General features: G+C 58.5%; 14 protein-coding genes. 6 read left to right on the top strand and 8 right to left on the bottom strand.

Annotation, left to right across the window (positions count from 1 at the left end):
* Positions 1–22 precede the first annotated feature (22 nt).
* The 4 genes from ccoP to ccoN are packed head-to-tail and all read right to left on the bottom strand — an operon-like array spanning position 23 to position 3,205.
* Complete coding sequence (ccoP, locus tag GH975_RS07200; RefSeq protein WP_153713870.1) at positions 23–931, bottom strand: cytochrome-c oxidase, cbb3-type subunit III; 909 nt, start codon at positions 929–931, stop codon at positions 23–25.
* A complete protein-coding gene (locus GH975_RS07195) occupies positions 928–1,131 on the bottom strand; it encodes a cbb3-type cytochrome oxidase subunit 3 (protein ID WP_153713869.1) in 204 nt (67 codons plus the stop codon). The genes ccoP and GH975_RS07195 overlap by 4 nt, the downstream gene beginning before the upstream one ends.
* Positions 1,128–1,742 (bottom strand): cytochrome-c oxidase, cbb3-type subunit II, encoded by a 615-nt coding sequence (gene ccoO, locus GH975_RS07190; protein ID WP_153713868.1) that lies wholly within the window; start codon positions 1,740–1,742, stop codon positions 1,128–1,130. Before ccoO ends, GH975_RS07195 begins: the two co-directional genes overlap by 4 nt.
* 2 nt (positions 1,743–1,744) lie before the next feature.
* On the bottom strand, positions 1,745–3,205 hold the full coding sequence (gene ccoN, locus GH975_RS07185; protein ID WP_153713867.1) for a cytochrome-c oxidase, cbb3-type subunit I: 1,461 nt from the start codon (positions 3,203–3,205) through the stop codon (positions 1,745–1,747).
* Positions 3,206–3,432: 227 nt separating this feature from the next.
* Here ccoN and cysB point away from each other — a divergent pair, with 227 nt between their 5' ends.
* The gene (gene cysB / locus GH975_RS07180) at positions 3,433–4,410 is read left to right on the top strand and encodes an HTH-type transcriptional regulator CysB (RefSeq protein ID WP_153713866.1); all 978 of its coding nucleotides are present in this window, start codon (positions 3,433–3,435) and stop codon (positions 4,408–4,410) included.
* On the opposite strand, the gene GH975_RS07175 is transcribed toward cysB, so the two are convergent.
* Positions 4,378–5,058: an NUDIX hydrolase gene (locus GH975_RS07175; protein ID WP_153713865.1), complete on the bottom strand. Its 681-nt coding sequence runs from the start codon at positions 5,056–5,058 to the stop codon at positions 4,378–4,380. The genes cysB and GH975_RS07175 overlap by 33 nt on opposite strands.
* Here GH975_RS07175 and GH975_RS07170 point away from each other — a divergent pair.
* Positions 5,057–5,899, top strand: coding sequence for an alpha/beta fold hydrolase (locus GH975_RS07170; RefSeq protein WP_170272584.1), 843 nt, complete (start codon positions 5,057–5,059; stop codon positions 5,897–5,899). The two genes, GH975_RS07175 and GH975_RS07170, sit on opposite strands and share 2 nt — an antisense overlap.
* On the opposite strand, the gene ppsR is transcribed toward GH975_RS07170, so the two are convergent.
* Entirely contained in the window at positions 5,880–6,710 is an 831-nt protein-coding gene (gene ppsR / locus GH975_RS07165) for a posphoenolpyruvate synthetase regulatory kinase/phosphorylase PpsR (RefSeq protein ID WP_153713863.1), read from the bottom strand. The two genes, GH975_RS07170 and ppsR, sit on opposite strands and share 20 nt — an antisense overlap.
* A 140-nt stretch (positions 6,711–6,850) precedes the next feature.
* Between ppsR and ppsA the strand changes: the two genes are divergently transcribed.
* Entirely contained in the window at positions 6,851–9,211 is a 2,361-nt protein-coding gene (ppsA, locus tag GH975_RS07160) for a phosphoenolpyruvate synthase (protein WP_153713862.1), read from the top strand.
* A complete protein-coding gene (locus GH975_RS07155) occupies positions 9,208–9,696 on the top strand; it encodes a putative 4-hydroxy-4-methyl-2-oxoglutarate aldolase (protein WP_153713861.1) in 489 nt (162 codons plus the stop codon). The genes ppsA and GH975_RS07155 overlap by 4 nt, the downstream gene beginning before the upstream one ends.
* Here GH975_RS07155 and GH975_RS07150 read toward each other — a convergent pair.
* Entirely contained in the window at positions 9,674–10,822 is a 1,149-nt protein-coding gene (locus GH975_RS07150) for a YeeE/YedE family protein (protein WP_153713860.1), read from the bottom strand. The genes GH975_RS07155 and GH975_RS07150 overlap by 23 nt on opposite strands.
* A 132-nt stretch (positions 10,823–10,954) precedes the next feature.
* Between GH975_RS07150 and GH975_RS07145 the strand changes: the two genes are divergently transcribed.
* Positions 10,955–11,410 carry a DUF1289 domain-containing protein gene (locus GH975_RS07145; protein WP_153713859.1) on the top strand — a complete coding sequence of 152 codons (456 nt, stop codon included), beginning with the start codon at positions 10,955–10,957 and terminating at the stop codon, positions 11,408–11,410.
* A 2-nt stretch (positions 11,411–11,412) separates the two neighbouring features.
* Positions 11,413–12,333, top strand: coding sequence for an NAD(P)H-dependent flavin oxidoreductase (locus GH975_RS07140; RefSeq protein ID WP_153713858.1), 921 nt, complete (start codon positions 11,413–11,415; stop codon positions 12,331–12,333).
* On the opposite strand, the gene GH975_RS07135 is transcribed toward GH975_RS07140, so the two are convergent.
* Complete coding sequence (locus GH975_RS07135; RefSeq protein WP_170272583.1) at positions 12,309–12,983, bottom strand: sensor histidine kinase; 675 nt, start codon at positions 12,981–12,983, stop codon at positions 12,309–12,311. The two genes, GH975_RS07140 and GH975_RS07135, sit on opposite strands and share 25 nt — an antisense overlap.
* Between the last annotated feature and the right edge of the window lie 74 nt (positions 12,984–13,057).

The raw sequence follows: 13,057 nt of genomic DNA, 5'->3' as shown, positions 1-13,057 counted from the left end.
AGGTGCTTTTGCTCATCCCAGGTTAGTTGCTCAGGGAATAAACGTAGGCTGATAGCAGCTTGACCTTGTCTTCTCCAAGGTGCTTAAAGACCGGCATCTGGCCTTGACGCCCGTTTTGCAACGTCAGCTCGACACTGCCGCGAACGGTCAGGTTGGGGTGCTTGTACAACCACACGTTGTCCGTCAGGTTGGGCGCACCCAACATCGGGTTGCCTTGACCGTCGGCGCCATGACAGGCAGCACAGTTGGCCTTAAAGGCCGGCGCAGCTTGGGCCGCTTTGTTGAGGTCGTGTTGGCGCCCGGACAGGCTGACCACGTAGTGCGACATGTTTTCGATGCCTTCATCACCCAAGACCTTGGCGAACGACGGCATGATGCCGCCACGGCCACCGTTCAAGGTCGCCTGCAAGGTCGCCGGGTCGCCACCGTACAACCAGTCATTGTCGGTTAGGTTCGGGAAGCCGTAGCCGCCCTGGGCGTTTTGGCCATGGCAGATCGCGCAGTTGTTGCGGAACAGCCGCGAGCCGGCTTTCATCGCCTCGGGGTTCTGGGCCAGGCTGATGGCGTCACCTTCGGCCAATTTAGCAAAGACCGGCGCAAACTCGGTCTCAGCCTTGACCATTTCAGCCTGCCACTGTCCTTCTTGGCTCCAACCCAGCACGCCTTTGAAGTTACCCAGACCCGGGTACAGCACCAGGTAAATCAAACCAAACGCGGTCAGTATTAAGAACTTGTAGTACCACCACTTGGGCAGTGGGTTGTCCAGTTCGCGAATGCCATCAAATTCGTGGCCGGTGTCAGCCTCGGTTTCTTCTTTGTGTGTTTCACTTTTTCGAATCGCCAACAGCAATGCGAGGCAGCCGAAAATAACGATCAAGGTGATCGCGGCGACCCACATGCTCCAAAAGGGCGTTAGGTGATCTGCATTCATGGCTTAAGGCTCTCCTGTTCTTTGTTCACGCGGGCGGCTTGGTCGGCGACGTTTTGCTCCATGGCATCGTCATCCAGCGGCGTTCGCGCGGCCTCATCAAATTTTTTCTTGCGAGAAGGGCTAAAGGCCCAGGCGAAAATGCCAATGAACATCACCAGCATGACCACACTGAGCAGGCCAAGGCCCTCTTCGTAGCTCATTGGACCCTCGGCATGGCGTGGCCGATTTGTTGCAGGTAGGTCACCAGCGCATCGATCTCGAGCTTGCCGCGCACTTCAAATCGCGCATTTTCCAAGTCGCCATCGGTGTACGGCACGCCCATCATTCGCATCACACGCATTTTCTGAAGGGTGTCTTTGCCGGACAGCTCGTTTTGAAACAGCCACGGGAATGACGGCATGTTGGATTCCGGAATCACGTCACGCGGGTTGTACAGGTGCGCGCGGTGCCAGTCGTCCGAGTACTTGCCGCCGACCCGGGCTAAATCCGGGCCTGTGCGCTTGGAGCCCCAAAGGAACGGGCGTTCCCAAACGTGTTCACCGGCGACCGAATAGGCGCCGTAGCGTTCGGTTTCGGCTCGGAAGGGACGTACCATTTGGGTGTGGCAGACGTGACAGCCTTCGCGTATGTAAATGTCACGACCTTCCAAGGCCAGCGGCGACCAAGGCTTTAGGTCTTTGACCGGTTCGGTCGTCGCCGTGGTGTAAAACAGCGGTACGATTTCGGCCAGGCCACCGAGGCTAATCACGGCAATGATGCCAGCGGATAAAACACCCAGGTGGGTTTCAAAAATCTTGTGGGCTTTTGCCATGGTTATTTCCCTGCCGCTGCCGCTGTTGCGGGATCAGCCGCAACCGGTGTCGATGAATCGGCGACGCCATCGCGTGCCATGCGGATTGTCTTGAAAACGTTGTAGGCCATGATGAACATGCCGGTCAGGTACAGCAGGCCACCAATCATACGCACGGTGTAGCCCGGGTAAGACGCGGCGACTGAGTCGATGAACGAGTAGGTCAAGGTTCCGTCCATGTTAACCGCACGCCACATCAAGCCCTGCATAATGCCGTTGACCCACATCGCGGCGATGTACAGCACCACACCGATGGTCGACAGCCAGAAGTGGGTGTTGATCAAACGCGTCGAGTACATGGCGGCAACGCCGTACACTTTCGGAATCATGTGGTAGATGGCCCCGATCGAGACCATAGCAACCCAGCCGAGTGCGCCGGAGTGGACGTGACCAATGGTCCAGTCGGTGTTGTGCGACAACGCGTTGACCGTCTTGATTGCCATCATCGGGCCTTCAAAGGTCGACATGCCGTAAAACGATAGCGATACCACCAGGAATCGTAGGACCGGATCGTGGCGTAGTTTTTGCCACGCGCCGGATAGGGTCATAACGCCGTTGATCATGCCGCCCCAGCTAGGCGCTAACAAGATCAATGACATCACCATGCCCACTGACTGAGCCCAGTTGGGCAGTGCCGAGTAATGCAAGTGGTGCGCACCGGCCCACATGTAGGTCGCGATCAGCGCCCAAAAGTGAACGATCGACAACCGGTAGCTGTAGACCGGGCGGCCCGCTTGCTTAGGCACAAAGTAATACATCATGCCGAGGAAACCCGCGGTCAAGAAGAAGCCCACGGCGTTATGGCCGTACCACCACTGAACCATGGCGTCGACCGCGCCGGAGTATGCGCTGTAGGATTTGAACGCGCTGACCGGGATGGCTGCCGAGTTCACAATGTGGAGCACCGCGATGACGATAATAAATGCCGCGTAGAACCAGTTGGCAACATAGATGTGCGGCGTGGTGCGGTTACGAATAGTGCCCAAAAATACGATCGCGTAGCTGATCCAGACGGCGGCGATCAGGATATCAATTGGCCATTCCAGTTCGGCGTATTCCTTGGTCGAGGTCAAGCCCATGGGCAGGGTAATAATCGCAGCCACGATGACGGCTTGCCAGCCCCAAAAGGTAAATTTGGCCAAGGATGGATATGCTAGCGTCGTACCACAGGTGCGCTGGACAACGTAGTACGAGGTCGAAAACAGGGCGCAACCGCCAAAGGCAAATATCACGGAATTCGTGTGCAACGGACGGATACGCCCGAAATGCGTGAATTGGCTGGCGAGGAAGTCGGGCCATATAAGTTGCGTTGCGATGATTACGCCAAGTGTCATTCCCACGATGCCCCAAACTACTGTCATCACCGCAAATTTGCGGACGACGTCGTAGTCGTAGGACACAGCGTGACTGTTTGCCTGTGCCATATCTTATCCTTGCCTGATTAGTTAGCCCGCAAGAGGCGAGCCGAAAAGTTTCACGAAAACGCGGCTAGTTTAAACGCACCGATGCGCTACCACAACGATTGGCGTGGATCATTTGATCTAAGTCATGCTACGACTTTGTGTTAAAAGGCATATAAGAAGGGTAGGTTTTGATAATCTACAGTTATAAGGCCGCAGGGGCGGTAACGGTTTAAGGTTTTTCGAATTCAATGAAACTTCAACAATTACGATACATCTGGGAAGTCGCGCGTCACGATCTGAACGTGTCTTCGACTGCGCAGAGCTTGTTTACCTCCCAGCCCGGCATCTCGAAACAGATTCGGCTATTGGAGGACGAGCTGGGTATCGAGATTTTTGCCCGAAACGGCAAGCACTTGACGCACATCACTCCAGCCGGCGAAGAAATCATTCGCGTGTCCGGCCAGGTGTTGAGTCAAGTCGACCGCATTCGTCAGCTGTCCCAGGAATTTAGTAACGAGAAGCAGGGTGCGTTGGCGGTGGCCACGACCCACACCCAAGCGCGTTATGTCATGCCGCCGCTGGTGAAGTCCTTTATCCAGGCCTACCCCGAGGTGTCGCTGAATTTGCACCAGGGTACGCCCCAGCAAATCGCTGAAATGGCCGCGGAGGGTCACGCAGACTTTGCCATCGCGACCGAAGCGATGGAGCATTTTAACGACCTGATCATGATGCCGTGTTATCGCTGGAACCGTGCGGTGGTGGTGCCAAAAGACCACCCGCTGGCAACCCTGAAAGGGCCGTTAACGGTCGAGCGCTTGGCCGAAGAGCCGATCGTGACCTATGTGTTCGGTTTCACCGGTCGTAGCAAGTTGGACGAGGCGTTTAGCAAGCATGGGTTGACGCCACAGATCGTATTTACCGCCGCCGACGCGGACGTTATCAAAACCTACGTGCGCATGGGCATGGGGGCGGGGATCATTGCGTCGATGGCGTATGACCCGGTCGCTGATAGCGATTTGGTGTGCATCCCGGCCTCGCACCTGTTTGAAGCCAGTGTCACCAAAATTGGCTTTCGGCGCGGTTCGTTCCTGCGCGGATACATGTACCACTTCGTCAGCCTGTTCGCGCCACACCTGACACAGGATCTGGTGATGAAGGCCCAGCGCATGCAAACCCGTGCCGAAGTGGCGGCGTTATTTGCGGATGTCGAGTTGCCGGAATACTGAGTCGCGCTTAGGTTCGCAGTCCGGCTCGGCCAGGTGCGGATAAAGGCGGCGACGCAATTCCAGCAGCATGAACGCGGTCGCCCCCCACAATGGCGTCGGCCAGGGCAATGCGCCACCCGGTTTGGTCCAGCAAAAGTGAGCCCCTCCCAGGGCATCCACTGGAGCATGGTTGTGGGTGTCCGAGCGCCCTAGCCAACTGATCGGGTAGGCCGACAGCTGCACCGCTTCGTGGCCATCGGCTACCATCACGGCCGGTGTTGCCAGTTGCCCCACAAACACCCGCGCTGAATAGCCGGTGCCGGTTGAAACCGCGCCCAGGTCGCCATGCCATCGGACGCGGTTAGGGGCTAGGCCGGTTTCCTCGAACAGCTCGCGTTTAGCGGTCCGCCACAGGCTTTCACCAGCTTCGCGTTGGCCGCCGGGCAGTGCCCATTGGCCGGAATGGCCGCGTAATTTGTGTGACCGTTTAATCAACAAAATGCCGTGGCTGTCGTCCGACATCGGCACGCCTTGCAGGCCGGGGCAGCTAAGCGGTACTTGTAGCAGCGCCACCGCCGCCTGCTTGGCGTCGTCCAGGCCTTTGCGGTACGGGCGCGTTATGGTGCGCGGCGACAGTGGGAATACAGGATCATCAATGGAATCAAACATGCCGTTTAGTTTAACTGAATCCGTTCATGGGTGGGGCGACTGGTCGTTGCATTACCGGCACTGGCACAATCCGGCCGGCGATGGTGTGCTGGTCGCGCTGCACGGTGCGGGCGTGGCTGGGGCGCTGACCTTCGCGCCAATGCTGCCGCGGTTGGCGGGCTATCGTGATGTGCTGGTGCCGGATTTGTACGGCGCTGGACAGACTCGGCACGGGGCTGGCGAGCGTCCATTTGAGATGGACGAACTGGCCGATCATTTGTTGCGGTGGATTCTAGGTTTTGATTTTCAAGATATTGATTTGGCGGGGTATTCGTTCGGCGGTTTGGTAGCCATGATGATCGCGGCGCCCCTCGGGATTCGGCGTTTGACGCTGATTGAGCCTGCGCTGATGGAAAGCCCCTCGTGGGCTGCGACGCTGGCCCGACGCCAGCGTTACGCGGCGGCCACCGATCCGTTGCGTGGCGGCGGTGATGCGGTCGCGGCGGTGACGGCGTTTTTGGACATTGTGTCGCCCAACCGATCGCGTCACCCGCGTATTGAATCGATGGTCACACACAGGCTGTCACACAGACCTGTTGGGTTGGCGCATGCGCTGGATGCGGTTGGGCGTTACGCGCCCAGTCTGAACCGTTCCGGATTGCTAGCGAGTTTGCCACCGACCCTGAGCCTAGTGGGTGCCAAAACCCCAGACGATGCTCACGCCTTGCACCGCGCCCAGGCCCAGTGCCGGCCTGACTGGGGCTACCAGGTCATTGCTGGGGTTGATCATGCCTTACCTTATCAAAAGCCGACCGCGGTCGCCGATGCCTGTATTGCTTGGTTCAAACGTGGCGACGCTTAAGGCCGCTCATTGCCAACACTTGAGTGCTGATTTCTTCGACGCTTTGGTCGGTCGTGGCGATATGCGGAATGCCTTCGCGGCGGTAAATCGCTTCGACTTCGTTAACCTCGAAGTGGCACTGGTGTGGACTGCAGTAACGCGAATCCGGCCGGCGTTGTTCGCGAATAGCGGACAGGCGCACCGGATCGATCGTCAGGCCAAACAACTTCGACTTGTGCTTTTTCAAAATCGCTGGCAGCACTGGGTTGTCTAGGTCTTCCTCAGTCAGCGGGTAGTTGGCTGCGCGGATGCCAAATTGCATCGCCAGGTACAGGCAGGTCGGGGTTTTTCCGCAGCGCGACACCCCAATCAAAATAAGATCGGCCTGGTCGTAGTAACGAATGCGGGCGCCATCGTCGTTATCCAGGGCAAAGTTAACCGCGTCGATACGCAGGTCGTAACCGTTGTCCGGCTTGACCGCGTGGCTCATGCCAACTGAATACGCAGACTCGGTTTCAAGTGCACTTTCGAGTGGCTTTAGAAAGGTCTGAAAGACGTCCATCATGACCCCATTGGAGCTCGAGATAATGTCGCGTACCTGTGGATCGACCAGGGTGTCGAACACGATGGGCGGCACGCCGTCGCGGCCGGCGATATGGTTGATTTCGTCGCGAACCTGATTGGCTTTGTCGGGCGAGTCGACGTAGGGGTGGGTTTGTCGCTCAAAATCGATCTTGGTGTCGAACTGGCTGAGCAGCGCTTGGCCAAGGGTCTCGGCGGTAATACCGGTGCCATCGGAAATAAACAGTATCGTTCGTTTGGTTCTATTCACTATATGACTGCCTCAATAATTTGGTCACAAAAAGCCGTGCAGCAATCTTGGCTTTAGTTAACAATGTCATTACGAAGTCACCCTAGCATGGATATTTTGTCTTGGGCGTGGCGTTGATTTGGTGCAATGGAGAGAGCGGTATGCAATACACCATCGGTTTTGAAAAGTTAGGCATGGATGATGTTGAGGTAGTCGGCGGAAAGAATGCCAGCCTTGGCGAAATGATTTCGAATTTGTCCGGTGTTGGCGTGTCGGTGCCCGGCGGGTTCGCAACGACTGCCGATGCGTACCGTGAGTTCCTGGCCCAGGATGACCTGGCTGGGCGGATCAAAGCCGAGCTTGATGCGCTTAACATCGAAGATGTGCGAGCGCTCGCCGAAGTCGGCGCGCGGATTCGCGGCTGGATCATGCAAGCCAATTTCAGCGCGGGCTTTGAGTCGGCTTTAGAAGCTGACTTTGCCGCCATGTGCAACGGCAACCCGGACATTGCGGTGGCGGTGCGCTCGTCTGCAACGGCCGAAGATTTGCCGGACGCGTCGTTTGCCGGCCAGCAGGAAACCTTTCTTAATATTCGCGGTTTGCAGAATATTAAAGACAGCATCAAAGAGGTCTTCGCTTCGCTATTCAATGACCGCGCCATCAGCTACCGCGTGCATCAAGGATTTGACCATGAATTGGTCGCCTTGTCCGCGGGCATCCAGCGCATGGTGCGCTCCGAGACCGGGGCGGCCGGTGTGCTGTTCACCATGGACACCGAGTCTGGTTTCCGTGACGTGGTCTTCGTGACCGCCGCCTACGGGCTGGGCGAGACCGTCGTACAAGGCGCGGTCAACCCGGATGAGTTTTATGTGTCAAAGCCAATTTTGGCCAATGGCAAACCCGCGGTACTGCGCCGTTCACGCGGCTCCAAGCTGATTAAAATGGTCTACGACCAGCACGCCCCGGGCAAAAGCGTCAAGACGGTCGAGGTCGACGAAGCGCAGCGCAAGGTGTTCTGTTTAACGGACGCCGAAGTCGAAGAGTTGTCGCGTCAAGCGGTGACTATCGAACGCCACTATGGCCGACCGATGGACATCGAGTGGGCCAAGGACGGCGATGACGGCTTGCTGTACATCGTTCAGGCGCGGCCGGAAACCGTCCAAAGCCGGGCCGATTCAAACGTCATGGAAAGCTACGTGCTTAAAGGTGACGGCACCATTTTGGTCGAAGGCCGTGCGATCGGTCAGAAAATCGGCCGCGGTCCGGTCAAGGTATTGGCCAGCATCGACGATATGGACCAGGTCGAGCCGGGTGACGTGTTGGTCACCGACATGACCGACCCGGATTGGGAGCCGGTCATGAAGCGCGCCAGCGCCATTGTGACTAACCGCGGCGGGCGCACCTGCCACGCCGCCATTATTGCTCGCGAGTTGGGCATCCCTGCGGTGGTCGGTGCCGGTGACGCAACCCGTCGACTGACCACGGGCACCGAGGTAACCGTTAGCTGTGCGGAGGGGGACACCGGGTTTGTCTACGAGGGTCTGCTCGAATTCGACCACCTTAAACGCAATGTCTCGGACATGCCGGCGTTGCCATTCAAGATCATGATGAACGTGGGTAACCCGGACCGGGCGTTTGCCTTTGCCGGGCTGCCGAATGCCGGCATTGGCTTGGCCCGCCTCGAATTCATCATCAACCGGATGATTGGCATTCACCCCCAGGCGCTGCTGGAATTCGACAAATTGCCCAGTGACTTGCGCAACTCGATTGCCGACCGAATTGGCGGCTATGCCGACCCCGTTAGTTTTTACATTGATAAATTGGCCGAGGGCATCTCGACATTGGCGGCGGCCTTTGCCGGCGAGCGCGTGATCGTGCGTCTGTCTGATTTTAAGTCTAATGAGTACCGTAACTTGATTGGCGGCAGTCGCTATGAGCCGGAAGAAGAGAACCCGATGTTGGGCTTTCGCGGTGCGTCGCGCTACATCGACGAAGGCTTCCGCCCGTGCTTTGAGCTGGAGTGTGAAGCGCTGAAAAAAGTTCGCAACGTAATGGGCCTGACAAACGTCGAGGTCATGGTGCCGTTTGTGCGTAACCTTGACGAGGCCAAACGCGTGACTGAGCTGTTGGCTGAAAACGGCCTGAAGCGCGGTGAAAACGGACTCAAGGTCATCATGATGTGCGAATTGCCGTCCAACGCAATTCTGGCGGATCAATTCCTGGAATACTTTGATGGGTTCAGCATCGGTTCGAACGATTTAACCCAGCTCACCTTGGGTCTGGATCGCGACTCTGGGCTGATTGCGGACAAGTTTGACGAGCGCAACGACGCGGTTAAGTTCTTGCTGTCACGCGCGATTCAATCGGCCAAGGCGGCCGGCAAATATGTCGGCATTTGTGGCCAGGGCCCGTCGGATCACTTGGACTTTGCCCAGTGGCTGATGGACGAAGGGATCGATTCGGTCTCGTTAAACCCGGACAGCGTGCTGGAAACCTGGTTCCACCTGGCGGAAAACGCGTGAATCGGCATGCCGATTTAACCCCGGACCTGTGCGACCGTCTTGGCGACGTCGTGCGGGTTCTGGACCCCGGTTTTGCGAGCTTTGGCGGTCATGACTGTTTTCACGGTGAGGTTGTCACGGTGTCGGCGTTTGAAGACAACTCTCGGGTTCGCGAGTGGGTCGCGCAGCCGGGATTGGGGCGTGTGCTGGCGGTGGATGGCGGAGGTTCATTGCGCCGTGCCATGCTCGGTGATCAGTTGGCCCAGACCGCGGTTGACAATGGCTGGGAAGCGATCGTGATTAACGGCTGTATTCGCGATGCGGTTCAAATCGAAGGCATGCCGATCGCGGTGTACGCGCTCAATACCCATCCGATGAAGACCGAGAAACTCGGCGTCGGCCAGTCCAACGTCGCGCTGCGATTCAGTGGCGTCTCGATCAACCCCGGCGACTTTATGGCTGGGGATACCAATGGACTGTTAGTTAGCTCGTCGCCGCTGCTTTAAAAAAAGTGGTGTTTTCGCTGGCGTTTGGGTAGCCGAAGGCGGGTCGTAATTTAACCCCAACCCAGCTGCCGGCTAAGGCCGGTAGTAACCAGATCCAACCGTGGACACTGCCACTGGCAATGCCGCTGAACAGTGCGCCGATGTTGCAGCCAAAGGCGATGGTCGCGCCGTAACCCATCAACACCCCCCCCAGCAGTGCGCCCGCCAAGGGAAGTACCTTGACCGCGCCGGGGTGGAATTTGCCGCTGAGTAGGCCTGCGCCAATGGCGCCGGCAATAACCCCCAGGTTCGGCATCAAAAAACTGTCCATGAACCATGGGTTTTCCAGGCGGCTGGCCATCAAGTCGGACGACCAAAATGCGCTGAAGTCCAAATCCCACTCCCAGCCTTGGGCGGTGTCTAGCTGGGTGCCGATCAAGGCGAATCCTTGGGCGGTAGACCAGGGCCGCCCACTGACCAACAAGATGCCCAGGTTAACCGCGGCCAGCACCAGCGCGGCGATCAGTACAGGTCGTGATTTAGGGTCCTTGAACCAGCCCAGCGGGTTGCGGCCGGCGATCGCGAACAGTGCCACCAATCCCGCCAGCAGTAGTCCGGTGCCTAGCCAGGGGCCTAAGCTGCGGGTCAGCGATTCGGCAAAGAAAATGGGCGCTTCAAGCCAGTCATCGTAATCGCGGATCGCCAGCATGGTGCCCAGACCAAACGCCAGCAGTACGGCGATTGATTGAATGCGGCCTTGGCCCAAGTGAAACAACGACCCCGATGAACAGCCGTTGGCGATTTGGGCGCCGACGCCGAAGATAAACGCGCCTACCAGGAGGCTGACGCCGACCGGACGGACAAACCCATTCAGGTCAGGGGACAGTGCGATCAGTGGCGCCATCACCAGTGAGGCGGCTCCGATCATCAGTAGTTGGGCCCGGAATAATCGCGTTGAACGGCCGGTAACCAAATCGCGCCAGGCCGTCGCAAAGCCAAAGGACGCGGTTAAAAACGCGATGCCGGCGATCATACCCAGCGCCAGTAAAGCGGTTTGCGGCAGGGAGGTGAAATAGGTGCTGGCAATCAGCAGCCCAGCGATCAGTGTCGCGCCGGCAATGCGGGCGCTTTTTGCAAAATAAGCCATGGTGCGAGTTTACGGTCGTGCGGCGGTGGCTTCTAGCGTATTTTTAGAATAAATAATGCGGATGCTAGACCCAGAGTATCTAACAGCAACAAAAAGCATTGGTCTGGGCGCCGGGTGCCCCATAATAGGCGAATGAATTTACGAACGAAGACACCCTGTCTGGGTATGTGCTCGACTACTTACGGGGATTTGGTGTGTCGCGGCTGTCGCCGTTTCGCCCACGAAGTGCGTGATTGGAATCGCTACCAAGAGCCGGCAAAGCGGGCGGTCATGAGCCGCCTAGAGGCGCTCCAGGTGACGCTGGCCGGTAGCGTGGTCCAGGTGACTGATCCGGAGCGCCTGTGGTCGCTGTGTGAACAATTGCGTGTGCGCGGTGCGCGCCCCGAACAAGACCCCCTGTGCTGGGCTGCCGAGTTGCTGCGCATGGGCGGGCAACATTTCAAACGCCTGGATGAACTCGGTTTGCGGGCTATGCCTCAGTGGGAACACCAAACGGTGGGGCAATTGTCCGACTGGTTGACCCAGGCGCTATACCAGCGCGCACAAGCGGAATACGATCGACTGCATGCCAACCACTTGAGGTTTTAAGCATGTTTGACCATCAGTCGTTAGCGGTGCCGGTGGTGGCGGCCCCGATGTTTCTGTTGTCCCAGCCCGAGACCGTGATTGCGTGTTGCCAGGCCGGCATCGTTGGCAGCATGCCGGCGCTTAATGCACGCACCAGCGAACAGCTAGATGACGCTATTGCGCGGATCAAGGCGGCCATCCCCGCGGCGGCACCCTTTGCCATCAACTTAATCGTTCACCCATCGAACCCGCGTCTGCACGATGACTTGGCGGTGGTGGTCAAACACCAAGTGCCGATTGTCATTACCTCGCTCGGTGCGGTCCCGGATGTGGTCCAGGCGGTCCACGCCTACGGCGGCCAAGTCTGGCATGACGTGACCACGCGCAGGCATGCTGAAAAGGCGGCGCAGGCCGGTGTCGACGGAATTATTGCGGTGGCCGCCGGCGCTGGCGGTCACGCTGGTGTGCTGAGCCCGTTTGCGCTGGTCTCGGAAATCCGCCAGTGCTTTGACGGCACCCTGGTCCTTGGTGGGGCGCTGAACACCGGTGCGGACGTGTTGGCTGCTCGGGCGATGGGAGCAGATTTGGCCTACATGGGAACACGCTTTATCAACAGCGCCGAAAGCGCGGCCGGGGCCGATTACCGTGCCATGGTGATCGCCTCGCAGGCCAGTGATATTGCCTACACCGATCAAGTCTCGGGCATTCCAGGCAACTTCTTGATTCCGTCGTTGCGAGCGGCTGGCTTGGATTCGGCGAAATGGGGCGGTAAAACGGTTGACCTGGGGCAGGAATTGTCCGTCCCGACAGGCGGCGCCAGGGCCTGGACCTCGCTATGGTCGGCCGGCCACGGCGTCGGCGGCATTGATGACACGCCGAGTGTGGCCGAGTTGGTGGCGCGGCTAGGCGCTGAGTATGCTCAAGCGCGCGCACGTATCGGGTAGCGAGCCTGGGCCCAGACCCCCGTGGGGCGACTGTTCATTGCAAGTTCGCCATCGAATTCGTCCAGCAAGCTGCGCAGTAAATCCAAGCCGATGCCGAGGCCCTGTTGATCGCTGGCACCCAAGCCCGGTCCGGTGTCGATCACGGTCAATCGCAGCCAGCGGTTCGACTGACTGACTTGCAAACGGACCGTGCCGCGGCGGGTTGCGGCGATCGCATTGCGCATCAAATTGTCGGCGGCGATCAGGGCCACTTGCTGCGCCACCGGCCAATCATCGACCGACGTCGACACCGCAATCGACACCGTTACCTGGGGGCGGCACAGCACGCGCCATGAGGCGGCCAGGGCGTGCAGCTGTTGGCGCAGTGGTAACGCCGGTCGTTCGCTGCGGGTGAACCACTGCTCAAGCGCCTGTAGGCAGTGCACGGCGCCGCCGTGATCGCCCGCTTCGATCAGCCGGCGCGCGGCAATGGTTAAGTTGCGCGCGTCGTGGCGAGTTTGTTGCAGTCGCCGCCGAGCCACCTCCATGGCGTCCAAAGCATGCCGTTCGCTAGCATCGGCGCGGTTTAGCGTTTGCGTCAATCGCCATAGGCTGGGCGCGCGTGCATACCGGGACGGGGTCGGGCGTGGTTGGACGGTAAATCGAGTCATGGCGGCAGTATCCCGCGGCCAATTTTTTGATCCCATTGGTCACAGGTATCGCCTTTACGACCTGAGCTGGCAAT

Origin of the sequence: Litorivicinus lipolyticus, from assembly GCF_009650135.1 — a bacterium.
Classification (GTDB): domain Bacteria; phylum Pseudomonadota; class Gammaproteobacteria; order Pseudomonadales; family Litorivicinaceae; genus Litorivicinus; species Litorivicinus lipolyticus.
The sequence above is the reverse complement of the archived record's forward strand: the minus strand, read 5'-3'. Positions and strand labels throughout refer to the sequence as shown.